Annotated in this window: 14 protein-coding genes; 4 read left to right on the top strand and 10 right to left on the bottom strand. The window is 46.2% G+C overall.

Annotated elements, in window-relative coordinates:
- Nucleotides 1-72 precede the first annotated feature (72 nt).
- Both ESB13_RS11795 and ESB13_RS11790 read right to left on the bottom strand, forming a co-directional pair.
- Nucleotides 73-4,791, bottom strand: coding sequence for a translocation/assembly module TamB domain-containing protein (locus ESB13_RS11795; protein ID WP_129003511.1), 4,719 nt, complete (start codon nucleotides 4,789-4,791; stop codon nucleotides 73-75).
- A gap of 162 nt (nucleotides 4,792-4,953) precedes the next feature.
- Nucleotides 4,954-5,481: a DUF1572 family protein gene (locus ESB13_RS11790; RefSeq protein WP_129003509.1), complete on the bottom strand. Its 528-nt coding sequence runs from the start codon at nucleotides 5,479-5,481 to the stop codon at nucleotides 4,954-4,956.
- 132 nt (nucleotides 5,482-5,613) lie between these two features.
- On the opposite strand from ESB13_RS11790, the gene ESB13_RS11785 reads away from it, so the two are divergent.
- A complete protein-coding gene (locus ESB13_RS11785; RefSeq protein WP_129003507.1) occupies nucleotides 5,614-8,115 on the top strand; it encodes a M14 family metallopeptidase in 2,502 nt (833 codons plus the stop codon).
- A gap of 15 nt (nucleotides 8,116-8,130) precedes the next feature.
- Here ESB13_RS11785 and ESB13_RS11780 read toward each other — a convergent pair whose 3' ends face one another.
- From ESB13_RS11780 to ESB13_RS11750, 7 genes are read right to left on the bottom strand one after another with little or no spacing between them, the layout of a single operon-like run.
- A complete protein-coding gene (locus tag ESB13_RS11780) occupies nucleotides 8,131-8,550 on the bottom strand; it encodes a response regulator (RefSeq protein WP_164974186.1) in 420 nt (139 codons plus the stop codon).
- The gene (locus ESB13_RS11775; protein WP_129003503.1) at nucleotides 8,534-10,198 is read right to left on the bottom strand and encodes an ATP-binding protein; all 1,665 of its coding nucleotides are present in this window, start codon (nucleotides 10,196-10,198) and stop codon (nucleotides 8,534-8,536) included. The genes ESB13_RS11780 and ESB13_RS11775 overlap by 17 nt, the downstream gene beginning before the upstream one ends.
- The gene (locus ESB13_RS11770; protein WP_129003501.1) at nucleotides 10,198-11,217 is read right to left on the bottom strand and encodes an ATP-binding SpoIIE family protein phosphatase; all 1,020 of its coding nucleotides are present in this window, start codon (nucleotides 11,215-11,217) and stop codon (nucleotides 10,198-10,200) included. The genes ESB13_RS11775 and ESB13_RS11770 overlap by 1 nt, the downstream gene beginning before the upstream one ends.
- Nucleotides 11,210-11,623 (bottom strand): anti-sigma regulatory factor, encoded by a 414-nt coding sequence (locus ESB13_RS11765; protein ID WP_129003499.1) that lies wholly within the window; start codon nucleotides 11,621-11,623, stop codon nucleotides 11,210-11,212. Before ESB13_RS11765 ends, ESB13_RS11770 begins: the two co-directional genes overlap by 8 nt.
- Nucleotides 11,620-12,060 (bottom strand): STAS domain-containing protein, encoded by a 441-nt coding sequence (locus ESB13_RS11760; RefSeq protein WP_129003497.1) that lies wholly within the window; start codon nucleotides 12,058-12,060, stop codon nucleotides 11,620-11,622. The genes ESB13_RS11765 and ESB13_RS11760 overlap by 4 nt, the downstream gene beginning before the upstream one ends.
- Before the next feature lie 3 nt (nucleotides 12,061-12,063).
- The gene (locus tag ESB13_RS11755; RefSeq protein WP_129003495.1) at nucleotides 12,064-12,927 is read right to left on the bottom strand and encodes an STAS domain-containing protein; all 864 of its coding nucleotides are present in this window, start codon (nucleotides 12,925-12,927) and stop codon (nucleotides 12,064-12,066) included.
- 41 nt (nucleotides 12,928-12,968) lie between these two features.
- Complete coding sequence (locus tag ESB13_RS11750) at nucleotides 12,969-14,174, bottom strand: bifunctional 3,4-dihydroxy-2-butanone-4-phosphate synthase/GTP cyclohydrolase II (RefSeq protein WP_129003494.1); 1,206 nt, start codon at nucleotides 14,172-14,174, stop codon at nucleotides 12,969-12,971.
- Between the two features lie 252 nt (nucleotides 14,175-14,426).
- On the opposite strand from ESB13_RS11750, the gene ESB13_RS11745 reads away from it, so the two are divergent.
- On the top strand, nucleotides 14,427-17,072 hold the full coding sequence (locus tag ESB13_RS11745; protein ID WP_164974185.1) for a TonB-dependent receptor: 2,646 nt from the start codon (nucleotides 14,427-14,429) through the stop codon (nucleotides 17,070-17,072).
- Nucleotides 17,073-17,388: 316 nt separating this feature from the next.
- Nucleotides 17,389-18,507: an AI-2E family transporter gene (locus tag ESB13_RS11740; RefSeq protein WP_129003490.1), complete on the top strand. Its 1,119-nt coding sequence runs from the start codon at nucleotides 17,389-17,391 to the stop codon at nucleotides 18,505-18,507.
- Nucleotides 18,508-18,526: 19 nt separating this feature from the next.
- Here ESB13_RS11740 and ESB13_RS11735 read toward each other — a convergent pair whose 3' ends face one another.
- The gene (locus ESB13_RS11735) at nucleotides 18,527-18,655 is read right to left on the bottom strand and encodes a helix-turn-helix transcriptional regulator (RefSeq protein ID WP_129003488.1); all 129 of its coding nucleotides are present in this window, start codon (nucleotides 18,653-18,655) and stop codon (nucleotides 18,527-18,529) included.
- A gap of 665 nt (nucleotides 18,656-19,320) precedes the next feature.
- Here ESB13_RS11735 and ESB13_RS11730 point away from each other — a divergent pair.
- Nucleotides 19,321-20,490, top strand: coding sequence for a hypothetical protein (locus tag ESB13_RS11730; protein WP_129003487.1), 1,170 nt, complete (start codon nucleotides 19,321-19,323; stop codon nucleotides 20,488-20,490).
- The last annotated feature ends 27 nt before the right edge of the window (nucleotides 20,491-20,517 follow it).

Genomic DNA, 20,517 nt, shown 5'->3' with positions numbered 1-20,517 from the left:
TTTTTTAATATAAAATAATCCTGTGTGAAATTGAAACTTGTTGAGAGGCTCTCAAGGTTTGCCCTCTGATATCTATTTCCCCCCATCCACTTTCGCTGGCTCAGCCGGCTCAGGCACCTTTACCCGCCTGGGTTTCGTTCCAAATACACGATCGAAATCACGTGTATAAGAAATACTCACCCCTTGCCGGTTCCTCCTTCCAAGACCGGAAGAGTTGACACCGGAGTTCACATCAAGACTGCTTTTATTAAACACAACCGCACGAAGCTTGCGGTCTTTCGATAATACAATTTCAACCCTCAGATCCGGTAACCATTGGAAATTACCCGCCTGGGCAGCCTGCGCATTACTAAGATTGAAATCGAAGTCACCACCGAAACTGATGATCAGCTTGCCGTCGAGCAGGCTCTTGTTGATCTTAAGATTCACATTCTGCCGGTCTACCTTGTTGGCCCCCACATCCTGCCCGCCAAATAAACTTGCGCTGCTATATACCGAAGTGCCTACGTCGAACTGGAGACTTTTATCTCCCGTAAGTTTTACCAGGAAGTTGGAGACCAGCTTGTTTAACTCCGACGTGATCTTCTGTGATATCGTATTAAGGCCTAAAGATGTTACATTCGTATTCGTCCTCGCTTCACCATAAGAAGCAAAGGAACCGAATACGATAAGATAAGTCACTTGCTTCAGCATCTCATTGTCATCGCTCTGCAGGCGGTTCATCAGCAATATGAGGTCATTGTCATTCTTGATGACACTGGTAGGAGGGAAGTCTATTTTAAACCCGATATCAGGCCGGCTTAACTTACCGCGTAACGCTGCAATGACATATACCTCGCCACGGTAGCCACGCAACGATCCGCTCGCACTGCTAAGGTTCAATGCCTGGTTGCTCAGCAACTCGTTTAACGACACCCGCTCTGCAATGTACTGTGCATCGATATGAAGATTGGCATCATAAGGATCACCATTCCATTCTATATAGTTACCCGCATCTTCCAGCAGCAGGAAGGGTTTGTTGATGATAGACTGGAAATTGAAATCATAACTACCTCTTTCAATGTTATAACGCCCCTTCATCGTCAAAGGCCCGGTAGCCGGAACACTTATCTGTAAACGGCCGCTGCCCGTGGCTTTAATAACGTCACCCGCAAGTTCATCGAGTATCACATCAATGGTAGCCTGGTTGTTTGCCGTTAAGTCCAGGTCTATGCTAAGCTTGGTATTGCCGGCTTTCTTCTCCAGCTGCTGCATCTCCGTACCGTACTTGCGGAAGACGATGAAATCGGCTTCCGCTGTTTCCTTGTTGATAGAACTGGGAATATAGATATGGGTAGTATCGTTCACCTCTCCGGTGATCGTCATCCGCATATTCTCCAGGGGGCCCTTCAGCGAAAGGGTAGCCCTGCCTATCGCCTGGCCATAAAACTGCTGGTTATCGCGCGGTTTGGTATCCAGTACCAATAGCTTATTGGTGCTCATGTCGAAATCAAACCGCATATTCTCAAACCCTCTTTCGTATAGTTTACCTTTTACGGTGCCTTTGTTGTTGCGGTTATCCCTTACCGTGAATTCGCCGAAATCAATACCACTGTTATCAAAATTTACGATCGCAGAGTCTATATAATAATATACCTGGGTGTAGTCGACCTTCAGCCCGGCTTTCCTTAGCGTTAGCCTGCCGTTTAAATCCGGGGTAGCAGGATTGCCGCTTATCCTTAGCTTACCCGATGCCTGCCCGGTGATCTCCGAGAACAGCCCGTTCAGGAAACGGTTTAAGATGGTTACCCTGGTATCTTTCAAGTCGGTTTCTATAGCAAGAGGCGAACCAGCAGAGTCCTTGGTATTATAGGTGCCCTGGGCTGCAACCTTGTATTTCTCATTGTCCGAAAGTACATTGAACCTGGCCATTCCCGTGCTGCCATTGTAATCTCCCCGCAACATCACTACTCCCACCGAATCATCATCCAGCCTGAACTGCTCCGTTTGCAGGTCGGCATTGATATTTATCTTCTCAAAGAAATTGCTTACATGCACACTGCCATTGGCAACACCCTCGAGGCGCGGCGTTTTTGTGATAAGTGGCGTGAAGTCGCCTATGTTCACATTCTTCAGCCTTAACACCAGGTTCGAGTGATTGCCGCCTTCAACTTCCTCCGTTTCAATGTTCATTTCCTGGAAACCCTGCGTAAAACGAACATTCCTGGCCGATGCAAAATTGCGCCGGATCACCAGCTCTCCTTCTTTTTCAAGCGTCCACGATTTGTTGTTCACCACGAACGACGATGGCTGGAAATTAATACGTACACCATCTTCGAGCGTGAACACATCGGCATTAAGCTCTACGGCATTTAATGTGGTATTCGCACTGGTGGTTAACTTAATAACAGAATGATCCTTTTCCGAATTAATGGCAATGGAAGTATTGGGGAAGAAAAGACTGTCGCCAATATAAGCCTTGTCCAGTGTACCCGTTAAACGCAGCTTTATAGAATCACCACGTCCCTGAAAATTCGCATTTTCAAAACGATACTTGTCATACTTTACAAAAGGAACCTCCGTACGCACATAAAAGATGCCTGAATCCCTGGTATTGATCCCACCTATCAGAAGGGCATTGTTAAGGCCCGATAACCTGGAATCGATGATCCGCGCATAGTCATCGAACGCACGTGTTTTTAATGAAACCATGAAACGCTGGTTCTTGGGCGTTACGGCAGGCGCTTTAAAATAAGCTGGATAATACTTGTTCAGGAACAGCTGGAAGCTGTTCGGCAGGTCCATGATATTATATTGCCCGCGCAGGCTTACATCAAATTCATTGCTCTGCGCAGTAAGCACACGGCGGTTGGCGGTATCGGTATAGGCGGTGACTGTTAATGAATCGAAACTTAAATGACTGGTATCGTGCGATAAGGTGGCATTCAGTATTTTGGCCGATCCCAGGAAATCATCGATGTTCTTGCCCGCAAAGTCAAGGTCAAATAACCCGGTAAGACGAAAATCAGCCTTGGTGAAATTCAATGCCTTCAGATTCGAATTAACAAGGTCGCCCAGCAGGTTGATCCTCGGAACAGAATCGTTCAGGTCTATTTGTATATTACTGGTGAAACCGAAATTGGTATCATTCGATTTAAACGCTCCCTTAAAAAAACGCTTCTCGATCGTGCCGTCGAATACCAGGTCGCTGTAAGCATAATCATTGAATTCAAGCTCGCTGAAATGCCCTTTCAGCTCCGTCTTTAACCGGCTCATCGAAAAGCTCGAACCGGTAAGTTGCCCGTCGAAGCTTACCCTGCCCAGCATAGGCTGCTCGATGAATTTTCCAAGATTAAATTGTTTGGTGATCACCGAACCCGCATATGACGGTTCGCCGCGCGCAGGGAATTTCATGCTCAGGTTTGTGTACACACCACCCAAACTGGTAGTAACATTGCCTATCGTCTTGAAATCATAGATGGTACCATTGAAATCACCCTTGTATTGAACGGTCCCCAGCGCAGCCAGGTTGGGTTCCTTTATTTCTTTTAACGCAGGTAATAAGGCTACGCCATTCTGATAATTGGTTTGTAACAGACCATTGGTAAACGATATCTGGGTCTTCCCGATATAGGGAAGTCCCTTCATAGACAGGTTGCCTTTTATAAACGAAACATTACCCGTCCGGGCAAAAAGATCTTTAACCGAAAAATCGGCGACAGTGCCGTTGAACTTACCGCTCATCAGCGCCAGCTGCTTCCAGTTACGCAGTTCCGGCGCGAAATAAGCAATATCATCCGAGCTCACCTCCGACTCATTGAAATGAGCATCCATGATCACCTTGTCTATATAATCACCCATGTCTTTGTTGAAGTCTTTATACTTCATCGCATAGTAATTATGAAGACGTGATTTGCCGGTGCGCAGATCCAGGCGCGCAAATTCCATGATCTGGGGAGTAAAGCGGAACTTAGCCTTTAGCTGTTTTACATCCAGCCCCGACCGCTCTTTGGCTGCCAGCACAAGATTGGCCCGCATCGTATCCTCTATGAAACTGAAGCCGGTGATATCGCTGTTGATCTTCGAAAAAACAATATTGGCGCCATCAAAAAGACCCGGGTCCGAATCCGGGTGTTCTGCACCAATCGCAAAATGACCATTGGTGATCTTTATCTTCCCAACCTGTACAAACAGGTGCCCGCTGTTAAAATACATGCCCGTATCCAAACCTTTCTTACGCGGAGGCCTGGGCGGACGCAGCCCGTCAAAATCCTCGATGGTAAAGAATGGTTTATCGAGCATCACTTCATTCACCTGCAGAATACCTTTATTGAAATCAATATTATCTGCATCCAGTAAAAGACTGCCCACCCTCAAACGCATCCGTTCCCCTACCCAAAGGTCATTCTTCAGGTACGATACGTTTTTGAGATCCAGCTTTTTGATATTGAACGACAACTGCGACTTCCGCTTTGGCCTGGGAACCGTGTCGTTACTGGAAAAATGATCGATAAGGAACTGGAAATTCCAGATGGAATCTTTCCGGTACTGTTTTACTACCGCATCTTCCAGCCCTATATATTTCAGGTCGGCCTTGCTTTTCAGGAAAAACCAGTCCGTGATCCGCAACTTCACCTTGCCGGCATACAACAGGGTGTCTTTCTGAAGATCCCTCACCAGTGTGCCTTCCAGGTTCATCTTGTTGAAAAAAGTAAGACTTACATGCTTGATCCGCACCTCCGTGTTCAGCTCTTTAGACAAACGGACAGTTACCTTACGTACGATGAAATTCTGAACCGTTTCTGTTTGCAACAGCAACCAGCATAATAACAGAATCGCCAATAGGGTAAGGAGAATACGACCAAGTATTTTCAGAAATTTCTTCAGAAGACGCGTGATTTAACCCTAAAAAATAAAGATAAGCTACCATTGACAAATCAGATACCAAAAAACGGACAAGCGGCGGAATTCCCGCTAACGCATGCCCATAGACTGGTTATATTCCGAGCTATGGCCTTTAACAATACTAAGCGACTGCCAGTCTTTATCCCTGATCATTTTTCCCAGAAGGATGATCTGCCCTACATGTGAAGAATAATGCGCCAGCTGCCTTAATATGGCGTCATAGGCCATCAAAGGTTCCGTACGGATATAAATGGTTTTGGTGAGATCTTCAGGTTTCAGGGAAGAAAGCGTGTCGAGCAGGCATTTCCAGCCCTCCGCCCAAAACGACAACAGGTCTGCCTTTGAAGCTTCCGTAGCTTCAAACTCGGCATCTCTTTTCCGCCAGGGTTTCTCCCCGTCTTCCGTAAGGAAATTGGTCCAGCGGCTTAACATACTGCCATACATATGCTGTATGATAATGGCAATATTGTTGCTTTCCGGCGAGGGACGGAAAAACAGCTCCTTTTCGCTGAGCTGTGCAAGGGTTTTATCACCCATCTCTTTATAGATACGGAATCGCTTTGTAATATCTGCGAGAAATCCTTGTTCGAAACTCATAATATCAATGTTTTTACTGGTCTCTCTGTCACCCGTTATTGCATACATGCAAAAGGCTCCTCAAACCTACATAAAATCTAAGAATGAAACTCCTAAATCAGCTATATTACACCTTTATTTCATATCGCGTTTATGAGGCAAATATTTCTATTCTCCGTTTTATTGTGTTGCTTTTTTACCGTCCACGCGCAATCGGTTCAAAGCCCGGAACAGTTCCTCGGTTATAAATTAGGAAGCAGGTACACCGCACATCACCAGGTGGTAGCCTATTGCCGGGCAGTAGCAGCAGCCCGGCCCGATATGGTGAAAGTGGAATCTTATGGCAAAACCACGGAGAACAGGGAATTGATCGTCGTATATATAAGCGACCCCTCTCATATCGCAAAACTGGGCGAAATACAACGTAATAACTTAAGACTGGCAGGGAGCAGCAAAGACGCTGCTGCTACCACGCAGGCCCCCGCAGTCGTTTGGCTTAGTTACAACGTACACGGCAACGAACCCTCTTCCTCAGAGGCTGCCATGCAAACTTTGTTTGCCCTCGCCGATCCCGCAAATAAACAAACCAAAGAATGGCTGAAACAAACTGTAGTGATCATAGATCCCTGCATCAACCCCGATGGCAGAGACCGCTATGTGAATTGGTTTAACAGCGTGGTAGGCAGAAAATACAATGTCGATCCACAGTCACGCGAACACGATGAACCATGGCCCGGCGGCAGAAGTAACCACTACAACTTCGATCTCAACAGGGATTGGGCATGGCAAACCCAGGTAGAATCGCAGCAGCGGATGAAAAAATACAACGAGTGGATGCCGCAGGTGCATGTCGATTTCCACGAACAGCTTTATAATTCTCCCTATTATTTTGCCCCCGCAGCCGAACCGCTCCACGAAGTTATCACACCCTGGCAGCGTGAGTTCCAGGTTCTGTCCGGGAAAAACAATGCCCGCTATTTCGACGCCAACGGGTGGCTCTACTTTACACGCGAAGAATTCGACCTCTTTTACCCCTCTTACGGCGATACCTATCCCATGTACAACGGCGCCATAGGCATGACCTTTGAACAAGGCGGCCATAGCAGGGGAGGACTTGGCATCGTTAAAAGCGACGGCGATACATTAACGCTCTCCGATAGAATTGCACACCACTACACCGCAGGACTTTCCACCATCGAGATCAGCGCCAAAAACGCTGCCCGCCTGGTTACCGAATACAAAAAGTTTTTCGACGATAACACCGCCGCCAAAGACGCCGTGTATAAAACATATGTGGTGACCACTAAAAACAAAGCGCAGCTGGAAGGATTGAAACGGCTCCTCCATGCAAATGATATCCGCTATGGTCAGTTGGCTTCCAAATCGTTCCGCGGCCTGAACTACTTTTCCGATAAAGAAGAAAGCTTCCGCGACGAAGGTGAACACCTTGCTATAACTGCCTTCCAGCCACGTAGTAACCTGCTCAGGGTATTGTTCGAACCCAGAAGCCGGCTTAACGATTCGGTGACTTACGATATTACCGCCTGGGCAATACCTTATGTTTATAACCTGAAAGCCTATGCCGTTAAAGAACGCCTTGAAATTCAGGAGAATAGAACCGGCGAACCGGCGCCTGCTGCCGACATTACCAGCAATTATGGCCTGCTCATTCCTTATAATTCCCTGCAAAGTGCCCAGGCGATGGCTGCCTTGCTGCAGCAGAAAGTAAGACTGCGGTTTGCTCAAAAACCGTTTACGTATAAAAATAAGGTCTATGAAAGGGGTACCCTCCTGGTATTGAAAGGAGGAAATATCCCTGAATGGAGCGCTGTCACCAACAAAGTTTGCCGCAACTTCCAGCTGCAACCCGAATCTGTGGAAAGTGGTTTTGTTGACCAGGGCGCCGATTTCGGCTCTTCAGGCATTCACTACCTGCACGCACCCCGCGTAGCACTGTTGACAGGCGAACAAACTTCTTCGCTCGGCGCAGGCGAAGTTTGGGCCTTCTTCGACCAGGTGCTTGATTATCCCGTCACTTTACTCAATACCCGCGATCTCGCCGATTTCAGCCTCAGGAATTATGATGTGCTCATCATGCCCGACGGCTATTACGACGTCCTCAACGATAAAAATGTAAATGATAAGCTCAGGACGTTCGTAAAAGAAGGAGGGAAGCTGGTGGCAATAGAACAGGCAGTGGCGCGACTGTCGGACGAAGGATGGGGCATCCAGCCAAAAGAAGAAGAAAAAGACAATGACTCTGTTGGCAGCTACAGCATGCTCCACCGTTTCAGCGAGCAGGAACGTGACGGCGCTGCAGAAGCAATACCCGGCGCTATTTTCAGGGTCGACCTCGACGATTCCCATCCATTGGCTTATGGCTACAGCGGCAGCTACTATACGCTTAAACAGCAGTCAACAGTATATAATTTCCTGAAGAACGGCTGGAATGTAGGCGTCCTTAAAAAAGAGAACTACGTTTCAGGCTTTGTAGGAAGCCGCCTGAAACCACGTATTAAAGATGGTTTGGTCTTTGGCGCGCAGGGACTCGGAAAAGGTACCGTCGTTTACCTGGCCGATAACCCCCTTTTCCGCCATTTCTGGGAAGGAGGAAAGCTACTCTTCGCAAATGCTGTTTTCCTGGCCGGACAATAACAGGTTGTCTGCATCTTACTGCTCGTTAGGCGCAGGAAGGCATAAATTGTAGAAGTATTCCGCCGATTTAATATACTCGCTGAAAGTGAGTGGCTTGATGATATAAGAATGCGCTCCAAGCCTGATGCACTCGTCACGCTCGATGTTGTTCAGCGAAGTGGAATAAATGATGATAGGAATATGTTTGAACCGCGCATCCTGCTTCAAAATACGCAGGGTTTGTGTACCGTTCATACGCGGCATGTTCAGGTCCAGTATGATAAGCTGGGGTAACACGTTCTCCTCGAAACTACGTTCCAGGTGCTGCAACGCGCCTTCTCCATTGTCTTCAAAATGAACAGCATTCGTGATGCCTATCTGGTGAAAAGCATCCGAAAGTATCAGCTGGTCCTCTTTATCGTCGTCTGCCAGCAGTATCTTAATATTCAAAGACATCGCCATTTATTTTTTTAGATTGCAGCAAAGGAAGCGTGACCGTAAATACAGCGCCCGCTCCCGGTGTACTGCTCGCATCAATAGTTCCATTATGCAAATCAACAATTTTTTTACAAATGGCCAGCCCAAAGCCCGTGCCCTCGTATTCCCCGATACCATGTAACCGCTGGAACAAGGTGAACATTTTGGGGAGATATTTGGTCTCAAAACCGATGCCATTATCCGCAAAACTGATACGTACCTGCTGATCATCTGTGAACCTGGCCTGTATCTGTATTTCAGGAGCAACATCCGTTTTCCCATACTTCAGCGCATTGGCGATAATGTTCTCGAATAGTTGTACCAGCTGTATCGCATTGCCTTCGATGGCAGGCAGTGGCGCTATATGAATGCTGGCCTTCTTATCATTAATGGTTATCTCAAGATCGCGAAGCGCCTCCGATGCAATTTCATTAAGCTCTACAGGTTCAAAACTGGTGTCTTCCTTCCGTATTTTGGCGAACGATAAAAGATCATTGATCAGGTTACGCATCCGGTACGAGGCATGCAGCATGTTGTTTAAGAACAAACTGCCCTTTTCATCTATCAGTTGCGAATAGTTCTTATGAAAATAGTCACTGTAGAAGATCATTTTTCGAACAGGCTCCTGCAGGTCGTGACTGGCTACATAGGCAAACTGCTGCAACTCGGTATTGCTCCGGTTGAGCTGGTTGATATTATGCCGCAACTCCATTTCATTGCGCGTAAGCTTATGCTGTATTTCCTTCAGATGCTGGTTGTCGCGCATTGCCTGCTCAAACTCTTTCTGGGCATGAATATCTACGATATAACCTATGAACAGGTCACTGTTGCTCTCCTCCTGTAAAGGCGATACCGATATCACATGCCAGTTGAACCTGCCCGTCAGCGCATCTTTGATCCGGCATTGGGTTTTAATGATCGCGCCCTCTGCCGCCGCTACATTCTGCAGCATCATCAGGAACGAAGGATGATCCTCGGGATGAACTACCTGCTGCCACTTTTCTTCGTTCAGCTGATCGGCCGTATAACCCGTATAGGTATGCATCCAGTTATTCGTGTACACCACCTGGCCTTTGCTGTTGAGCGTGAAAATGATCAGGGGCAAAGCATTGGTAAGCGTCCGGTATTGGTTTTCACTGGCTTTTAATTTCTCCGCCAGTAGTAACAATTGCTCATTTTTCCGCTTGATCTCTTCATAGGGCGATACCGGAAGGTCCTGGCTGAACATCGTCTGCCAGTCTTTGATTTTCTGTTCTATATTACGGATCAGCAGCGGAATGTTATAATAAAGCTCGATACATACCTCTTCAGGCGTCGTTGTGATCTGGAATTTATTGACCAGTTTGCGGGCGTTCTGTAACTCGGGATTTTTAAGGGAAATATCGGCTCTTCTGTCGCAGATATAGGCCACCACGGCCTGCTCCCTGCCAAGGGAATAAATGCCTACTTTTAAAACGCCTTCACGGCTCCGGTCCAGGATTAACCTCGCCACCTCCGATACGGCAGTCGCAAATGTAGTCTGTGCCGATAAAGATAACCCTGCTATCTCGGCAAGCTTCATCGACCGGCGGTGAGCCAGTATCAGGTCCATTTCATTTGACAGAGATACCCTGGCGATTTCCTTCATTACGATACGTTTATTTTGCCAACGATAACCGACATATCATCTGTATTCCTGGCATAATCCTTATACAAAGCTGCTGCCAGTATTATTGGATCATATTTATAAATGCCCGCCAGTTTGGGCAACTCCCATCTCGATTTAAGACCGTCAGAACAAAATACAAGCCGCTGATGCGGCTCACAAATGATTTCCTGGTCTTTCATACTGCCAGGTATATTTAAACCTACAATGCCGTTATATGAAAAATAACCTTTCGAAAATTCAAAGTTGCCGGAACGTATACTAATGTTGCCTACCCCGGCAATGGTCCATTTTTTTTCTCTGAATGAGAAAGAAGCTACGCATGCTACCAGCCCGCGTGTTTTCCGCACCTCGGTATGCATGAAACGCAAAGTTGCTGCCGGGCTTGTCTCAGGGCTGTCATGAAATGCTTTTACAGCCTTTTCCATCACCTCCCCGGCATCCTCGCCATGACCTAAAGCATCTCCGGAAAATATAAGCAGGTGATTGCCCGTCTTTTTATACGCCATGCCATCGCCACACCCGGTTTCTCCCGGTTTGGGTACAACTACCGATTGTACTTCAAATAATTTCCTGGGTTTAATAAACGACGGCGCTTTTGTCCATACCCGTGTAAGTACAATAGTGCCCCAGCCCTTTACGGAATACACCTGGAATTCATGCGACAGCCGTTTAATAGCGCCCAAACCCTGGCCCAGGGACGTGCCGGTAGACACGCCATCCTCCTGCATACGGCTTACATCCGACATGCCGGGCCCCTGGTCTATACTTAAGATCTCTATTCCCTGCCTGTCGTCTTCATCAATTAATTTTACCAGCAACTGTCCTTCTTTTGCATATTTGATCAGGTTACTGGTTAATTCCGCAACAATGATATCTATCTCTGCCAGTTGGTTCGATGAAAACGGCAACTGTACTGCAAGGGAATGAATATCTTTTTTTATGATGGCCAGGTAGCTTCGGTCAGCGACATTAAAAAATTGATGGTGCATTCTAGCCATTCTTCCATTTTATTACTGTTACAACAGTGCCCTCTCCCGGTTTGCTTTTGATATCAAACTCACTTACAAGTCGCCGGGTTCCGGGTAAGCCTACTCCCAGGCTCTTGCCTGTAGAATAGCCGTCCTTCATCGCCAGTGCAATATCCGGGATGCCAGGCCCTTTGTCTGTAAATACAAGCCGGATGCCGGTTTCCCTGCCTTTACTAACAGCTTCTACTTTTACGGAGCCGCCGGCAGCATACTTCAGCATATTACGCATCAGCTCGCTGGCAGCAGTGATAAGTTTTGTTTGATTTACCAGGCCCATGCCTATTTTAACCGCATACTCTTTGATCCGGTTACGAAGCAGTATCACCTCCTGCTCCTTATATAAAGGGAGGGTCTCCTGGTTGAGTGTGAGGATCATGTATCAGAAGATTCAAAGCGTTCAGTATCCGGATAATCATCGTCGTCTTCGTCGTCTGTCTCTTCGCTGATATCGGACTGCTCCCTGATCTTCGCCTGCAGTATCGCCATACCCCTTTCTACATTCAGAGCCGTATGAACGCCTTTTAAATCAAGCCCCAGTTCTATTAAAGTGATGGCTACCGCAGGTTGCATGCCGGTTACGATCGTTTCGGCATCAAGTATCTTACACATGCTGGCAATATTGCCAATGATCCTTCCCATAAAGGAATCCACTATGCTCAGGGCTGAAATATCTATCAGTACCCCTTTGGCATTGGTTTTATTCACCATTTGCACCAGGTCCGCTTCCAGCTCCAGTGCCAGCCTGTCGTATAGGTCCGTTTGTATGGTCACCAACAGAAAGTGACCCATTCTTAGAATAGGAATTCTGTCCATGTCCTACACCCGGTTTGCTTTTATAGATTTCTTTTTTACTTCCAGTTGTAACATGCTGAACGCATAATGTAATGCACTGGCAAGAGAAGCTTTTGTAATAATATTGGAGAGGTCTATCCCCAGGTGAACTACCGTTTGGGCAATCTCCGGCCTGATGCCACTGATGATGCATTCCGCTCCCATCAGTCGCGTAGCGCTTACTGTTTTTATCAGGTGCTGCGCAACCAGCGAATCTACCGTAGGTACACCTGAAATATCCAGGATCGCTATACTGCTGCCGGTTACTACAATCTCCTGGAGCAGGTTCTCCATTACGATCTGTGTACGCGAACTGTCAAGCGTTCCTATAATAGGCAATGCCAGTATGCCGTCCCATACCCGTATAACGGGAGTGGAGATTTCCGTGATCTCATCTGTCTGGCGCAGTATCACCTCTTCACGACCTTTGATGTATGTTTCAAAAGTAACAATGCCAAAACTGTCGACCAGCTTATTGATCGTAATGAAGCTCTCGTATAAAAGCGTGGTATTATTACTGTATTCCTTTTGAATAACTTCCTGCAGCGCCTCCTTGAGGCTGAAGATATAAATGCCGGTTTCGCGGGGCGAAAAACCTTGCTTGGCCCGGCTTAACGATATCCCGGACAAGATCTCGAATACAGGGTCGAATTCATCCGCGTTACCATCAGTATTGTTCTTTCCGATATATTTTACAACGGCATCCAGCAATTCTGTGGATTGCTCCCGCAGATCTTCGTTGGACAAAAGGTCTTCACGCAAACTTATATCCGCAAGCTGCTTGTTCATCCATATCTCTAATATCTGGTTCTTTTGTTTCTGCAGTAGTTTAGACAGGTCTGAAGCCATTGGGTATATATTTATTTTTGGTTTAGAGTATGCACTAAAAGCTATTTGTTGGAAAGTATTTCATGTCCAAGTTTATCTCTTTTGGTCCTGAGATATTTTTCATTATGCTCATTAGGGCAAATTTCAATGGGTACGATATCTACAATTTCGATGCCGTAACCTTTTAGTCCCGCCCGCTTGCGGGGATTATTACTCATCAGCTTCAGGCGGGTGGCGCCAAGATAACGCAGGATCTGCGCCCCTACACCATAATCGCGCTGATCCATGGGAAAGCCCAGATGCAGGTTTGCTTCCACCGTATCCATTCCTTCCTCCTGTAGCTTATAGGCCTTCAGCTTATTTACAAGTCCTATTCCCCTGCCTTCCTGGTTCATATATAATATAATACCTTTCCCTTCTGCCTCAATCCGTTGCATAGCCTTGTGCAGCTGCTCACCACAATCGCAACGCATACTGCCCAATATATCACCCGTAAAACAGCTGGAATGCACCCTGGCCAGTACCGGCTCTTCCTTGGTCCATTCCCCTTTAATAAGCGCCAGATGCTCTGCCCCATTCGTTTTCTCCCGGAAAGCCACCAGTTTAAAATGACCATATTGCGTAGGCATATCTACCCGAACGATCTCCTCTATAAGAGAATCGGTCTGTAAACGGTACTCGATCAGGTCTTTGATGGAAATGATTTTGAGATCAAACTTGTTGGCGATCTCTCTTAACTGGGGAAGACGCGCCATGGTGCCATCTTCATTCATTATTTCTACCAATACCCCGGCAGGCGCAAATCCCGCCAGCCTGGCAAGGTCAACAGTGGCCTCTGTGTGGCCGGAACGCCTCAAAACGCCCCCGTTCTTGGCCCTTAAGGGGAAAATATGCCCCGGACGGCCCAGGTCGGCAGGAGTGGTGGCCGGGTCTATCAGCGCCTGAACGGTCTTGGCGCGGTCATGAGAACTGATCCCAGTGGTACATCCATGCCCTAAAAGATCTATACTTACCGTAAAAGGCGTGGCGTGTAACGCCGTATTATTATTGACCATCAGGTTTAACTGCAGTTCGTCGGCCCTTTCCTCGGTCAAAGGAGCGCAGATCAGGCCCCTGCCTTCCTTGCTCATGAAATTGATGATCTCGGGGGTTACATTGGCAGCTGCCGTAACAAAATCGCCTTCATTCTCACGGTCTTCGTCGTCTACTACTATCACAAGCTTTCCTTTCTTCAGGTCGTCAAGTGCACTTTCTATACTATCCAGCATATTTCGGAATTGAAATGCAAAAATACGGGGAAGCATCGGCTTTACCGTAATTGCCTTTTAACTAACAGGTTAACAGGAGAATATAACCCTCCCAGACCAAAATGTCAATAGGTTACGTAACCGTTTGTTAACATTATGTTGAAATTGGAAACTTTTTATTTCTTTTCTTTGCAGCTGAAAAAAAGTAACATTCTTATGCTTTTAAAGAGAAAACTGCTGCTAATTGCATTCGTGCTATTAGCTCCCCTTGCAATGTTAGCCCAATCCCACGTAAAAGGCCGCCTCATTGATGCCGTTACCAAAGAAGGTATCCCTGGCGCTACCCTAACAGTAAAAAAGTCAGGTAGAGAAGTTCGTTACATTTCAGGTGCGGACGGAAGCTTTTCCTTCCCACTGGCTGAAGCCACTACCGTTGAAATCTCCTCTATTGGATCTCTTCCTAAAACTATCAGTGTTCAGGCAGGTCAGGATCTTGGCGATGTAAGCCTCGAATCTAGCCAGCTGGCAATGAAAGAAGTGGTTGTAAGCAGTAACATCGCTATCGACCGTAAAACGCCGGTTGCCGTTTCTACTTTACGCTCTGTAGTAATTGAAGAAAGGATCGGTAATAAAGAATTCCCCGAATTGTTGAAGGTTACTCCTTCTACTTACGTTACAAAATCCGGTGGTGGCTTCGGCGACTCCCGTATCAACGTTAGGGGTTTCAACCAGGCTAACACCGCCGTAATGGTGAACGGTGTTCCTGTAAACGACATGGAAAACGGCGCGGTTTACTGGAGTAACTGGGCTGGTCTGGCCGAAATCGCCAGCAACGTTCAGGTTCAAAGAGGCCTTGGTGCTTCTAAACTCTCTGTTGCAGCTGTAGGTGGTAACATCAACATCGTTACAAAAGCTACCGAAATGGAAAAAGGTGGTCAGGTTTCTGCTACCACTGGTAACGACAATTACATGAAATATACCTTCGGTTATAACACCGGTAAAAATAAAAATGGCCTGGCTCTCTCTGTATTAGGTTCTTACACACGTGGCGATGGCTATGTAGACGGAACTAAATTCGAAGGCTGGAACTATTTCGCTACCCTGGGCTGGGAGATCAACAGCCACCACACCCTTACTGCTACTGTAACCGGTGCGCCTCAATGGCACAACCAGCGTAGCGCAGCTATCAAATACGAAACCCTGTACGGCAACCCTAACAACACTGCTGTTGTGAACAGAGGCGACAAGTATAACGACTCTTACGGTTACCTCAATGGCAAAGAATATAGCTGGAGCAAAAACTTCTACCACAAACCAGTGGCTAACATCAACTACTACTGGAATATCAGCGAAAAAACTGATCTGAGCGCTGTAGTTTATGCATCTCTCGGTCGTGGTGGTGGAACCGGCCCTATCGGCACTATCAACGGCTCTACTGGCTTCACTGTTGCTAAAGACGCCAATGGCCTGATCCGCTTCGACGATATCAAACGTTGGAACAGCGGTTTCGCTACTGCTGGTTTCGGTACTACTACTGCTAACCCCGCATGGCCTACTGCTGGTGCTTACCAGGGACAATACGTAGCCGACGCTTCTAACAATGGTATCATCCGTCGTGCTTCTATGAACTCTCACAACTGGTATGGCGCTATCGTGAACCTGAAACATGACTTCACTAATGCTATCACTGTTAATGCGGGTCTCGACTTACGTTACTATAAAGGTATTCACTACCGCAGAGTAGATGATGCCCTGGGTACTGCTGCTTACTTCGAAACTAAAGACGTAAACAACCCTAATAAATACGTAGCCGGTTACGATAAAAACGGTACTATCGACTATGCGAACGATGGTCTGGTTAAACAAGTCGGCGGTTACCTGTCTGGTGAGTATAACGTGAAAAGCTTCAGCATCTTCGCTGCCGGCTCTTTAAGCAATACGAACTATCAGCGTATCGATCACTTCCTGTACGACAAGAAAACTGATTCCAGGTGGAAATCTGAGAAGAAAGACTTCCTGGCTTATACAGTTAAAGGTGGTGTAAACTATCGTATCAATGCACAACACAACGTGTTTGGAAACATCGGTTACCTCACAAGGGCGCCTTTCTTCAACACCGTATGGCCTAACAACAACAACGTTGATATCGTAAAAAATATCACTAACGAAAAGATCTTCACAAGCGAACTGGGTTACGGTTTCCGTTCTAAATACCTGGCCGCTAATGTGAACCTTTACCGTACTGAGTGGAAAGATAAAAACATCATCAGGAACTTCCCCGACCCTGCAACTGGCTTAACTTACAGGGCTAATATCAATGGTCTGGTTGCTATTCACCAGGGTGTTGAATTTGAACTGAACAGCCATCCCATTCAACAGCTCGAAATCCAGGCTATGGCTTCATTCGGTAACTGGAAATACGACAACAACGTTGTTACCGACGTGTTCAACGACAGCAACGAAAAACTCGGTACTGTTAACCTCTATACCAAAGGACTGAAAGTAGGTGACGCTGCTCAAACGACAGCTAACTTCGCCGCTACTTACGAAATCGTAAAAGGTTTAAGGCTGAGAGGTTCTTACTACTATGCTACTAAACTTTACGCCAATTTCACTCCGGAAAACCGTACAGATGCTACTAAAGAAGGTCAGCAAGCTTGGCAACTGCCTTCTTACGGCCTGTTCGATGGTATGCTCTCTTACAACTTCAAATGGGGTAAAGACAGGTTCACTATCCGTTTGAACGTAGACAACCTGACCGATAAAAAATATATCGCAGAATCTACTGATGACATTAAGTATGATCCTACTGTTGCTACCGACTTCAAAATCGGTGACAATGGCTCTGGTAAAAACAACCGCGTTTATCCTGGTTTCGGAAGAACATGGACTGTTGGTATCAAGTACAACTTCAGATAGGATAAAGCTTAACCGCTTTAATGATAAAAAGGCCGGATCTTTTAACGATCCGGCCTTTGGCTTTATAGCTTCTGCTGCTCCGCCATTCTTAAAATAAAACGGGCACCCGAAAGTGCCCGCTAAACTGGATTTGGTTATAAGCACGCCCATACTTATACCGCATACCAATATTTTACTATAAAAAATGTACCACAAACCTATAACTCAAACAGGATACCAACAATACCTGTATACAGGTAATCTTGTTTTTTTCATTAGATTGCAGGAATGGCCTGCTTCTTGAAATATTGACCGGCTATAAAACAACTGACACACCATGGAAAATTCTACCCTGCCCCTCACCGTGCGGCGATCGATTGAAATGCTGGGGCTTTTTTTGGTTGGCGCCCTCATAATGCTGGCGAGCGACGTTATCATGCCGCTTATCCTTTCCTTCTTTCTTTCCCTGGTGTTATTGCCCGTCTGTCGTTTCCTGGTGAAAAAAAAGGTGCCCCAAACGATAGCTATACTGCTTGCTATCCTGCTGCTGGTGATTGTTGTGGCGCTCTTCGTATGGCTCTTCTTCCGCCAGATAAACAGCCTCGTAAGCGATTTTCCCAAAATAAGAGATAATATGACCATGCACATCAATAATCTGAGCGCATGGATCGAAAAGAAAGGCCATTTTTCTGCCCAGCAGCAAACCCAGGTAATAAACGAACAGGGGAATAAACTGCTCAACTATGCGGGCAACCTGCTTGGCTCCGTTGCGGCTTCAGCCACCAACCTGCTCCTTTTCTTCGGACTCATCCCCATCTATATCTTTTTCCTTTTATATTATAAAAATTTATTACTCAATTTCGTCTTCCTTTGGTTTCGTGGCTCGGCCCATGATAAGGTACAGGAGGTGATGCACGAAACAGAAGCTATTATCAAAAGTTATATTGGGGGCTTGCTCATTCAGATAACTTATATGACAATATTGTTAGGCATCCTGCTTTCTGTTTTTGGGATCAAGCATGCGATCTTAATAGCTATTATGTTTGCCTTCCTTAACCTTATTCCCTATATAGGAGCGCTGATAGGTAACCTCATTGCCGTTTTATTAACGGTCTCATCTTCGCAGGAACTGGGGCCGGTATGGACGGTTCTTATCGTTATAGCTGTTGTTCAGTTCTTCGATAACAATATTCTCATGCCCAGGATCGTTGGCTCCAAAGTAAAGATCAACGCATTGGCTAGTATCGTTGGTGTGTTCGTAGGCGGCAAGCTGGCGGGTATCTCGGGTATGTTCCTCTCTTTACCCATAATAGCCATTCTTAAGATCATCTTCGACCGCACAGAAATGTTCCGCCAGTGGGGAGTGCTCTTCGGCGAAGAACAACCTTCCAAAAGCCCGGTCAAAACCGGGGAAATAAAGATTGACGACAAAGGCACAGGACCTGAACCGGTGTAATGGATAACCGCCTATTGGTTTATACCAGCTTTCCCCGGAGCGCTTTACTTACTGCTTCCGTCATGCTGGCTACATGCAGCTTGTGGTATATGTTCTTGATATGAGACTTCACGGTCTGGTAACTGATGCCACATTCATCGGCGATCATTTTATAGCTGTGACCTTCACTATGATCTTCGCCTGTGAGTGTGCAACAATGATCTCAAGGATGGCTGTTATGCCGTCCATGGGTGGAATGTTGATATCCATAAGTATATATCAGGCTGTTATTGCTGTATACGGGTCAATAAGTCGCGGGTATCGGTAAAACGGGCTTTCAGTACAATATGTTCCATATTATAGAACAGGATCTCAAACGCATCCAGCAGGAAGGCATTATCGTCGAATAAAACTACTTAGACAGCCATATCCTAAGTTAATCACTTTATAGCCATTTTTGGGTGTCTCCTCCGCATTCGCTAGGAACTTTAGAGGTTGTTACGGTAAGGGATACTCAACGATATTTTGGGGCCTTTCCGTAAGTACTGTCTATATGCAAACTGCCCTTGAGGGCGCCAATCGTTCCCCGCAGGTTACGCAAACTATTGCCCTACTCCGGTTGGCCGTCACTAAACCTTATACCGTTGCCTGAAATGGACAGCAACGGATCTCCAATATAGTAAAAACCGCCAGCACTCTATTTACACTAACGGCGCTATTATAGTATGAGCAGATGGTTTGTTCGGCCAAACACCACGATCTTAGTGTCCGCAGGTTTAATCCTTGCCTGCTCTTTCGTACCCCTTGGTAGTAAAACAAGTTTAAAAAGATACCATGAAGAATTTTCGGCAGGGGCGGAGTTTTATTTGGGGGATAGCGTTACTGCTAACCTGGTCTTTTCCTTCAACTGCACAGTCTATTGAACAGTTGGGAGGCATCTCCTGGAACCTCGATCATAAACATAATTCTGCCAATATAGAACGGCAGGAAGAATTTTATAACGCAGTGGATTCCCTTTTCCGGAACCGGAGGGATCTTGAATATTTGCATAACCAGTTCAGCGATTCGGCAATGGCAAAATGGGGAGACGCAGCATTGATCTATAAGATCTACTATTCTGGTATGTACTACGATAACCCGGAGTACTATAAGCCAACTTTGCTGGGCGTAATGGATATAGTTACCGGTAAACAATACATTGCAAAGATGGCATTTATATCGCGGGACGACACTTCTCACAATTCAATCCAGGCAGTATACAACCTGCTGGCTAATTATGATAACATAAAGAAAAAGTTTGTTTTTGAAAGCTATACCGACTGGTATACAAGAGACTGGTATAAAACTACAATAGGTAACATCAGCTATTTAAAACAGTCAGAGGAAACCTTTAACCGCAACGAAGCAAATGCGTTGAATAAATTCAATGATTCACTGGCACACCTGTTTAAGCTGCCCGTTAAGAAGTTTACCTATTACTCTTGCAGAGATGTACATCAAATGTATAATGTGAAAGGGGCGGATTATGTACGCAATATGTTTTATGCCAGGAACGGTGGTGTGATAGAGAATGGCGTTGTATTCTCGGGAAGTAATACTGAATATTATCCGCATGAATTGGTGCACGAATATATAAATGATCTCGGCATTGCATCGCCATTGAGGTTGGCCAATGAAGGTATTGCTTCCTATCTGGGAGGTAGCGCGGGGCTTCCTTATCAGCAATTGCTGGCGGTATTAAAGAAATATGTCCTCGATAATAATGTCAGCCCCTCCGGTCTCCTCCCGGAAGGATCTATGAAAGATATCAATGCCGATGTGTCGACGCTCTATGCTATAGGTTCCCTGCTGGCAAAGCTGGTATATGAAAAGAAAGGGTTCGATGGCTGGAAGCAGTTCCTTGCTATCCCTGATGCCGATATAGTTTCCGGGATCGGCACCTTATTGGAGTTAAAACAACAGGAACTGGACGCATACTTAAAGACGCAGATAATGAAATACTGATCCAAAACTTCGCATATGAAGACTGTA

Origin of the sequence: Filimonas effusa (assembly GCF_004118675.1) — a bacterium.
GTDB classification, from domain to species: Bacteria; Bacteroidota; Bacteroidia; order Chitinophagales; family Chitinophagaceae; genus Filimonas; species Filimonas effusa.
This window is presented reverse-complemented; position numbering and strand designations above follow the sequence as displayed.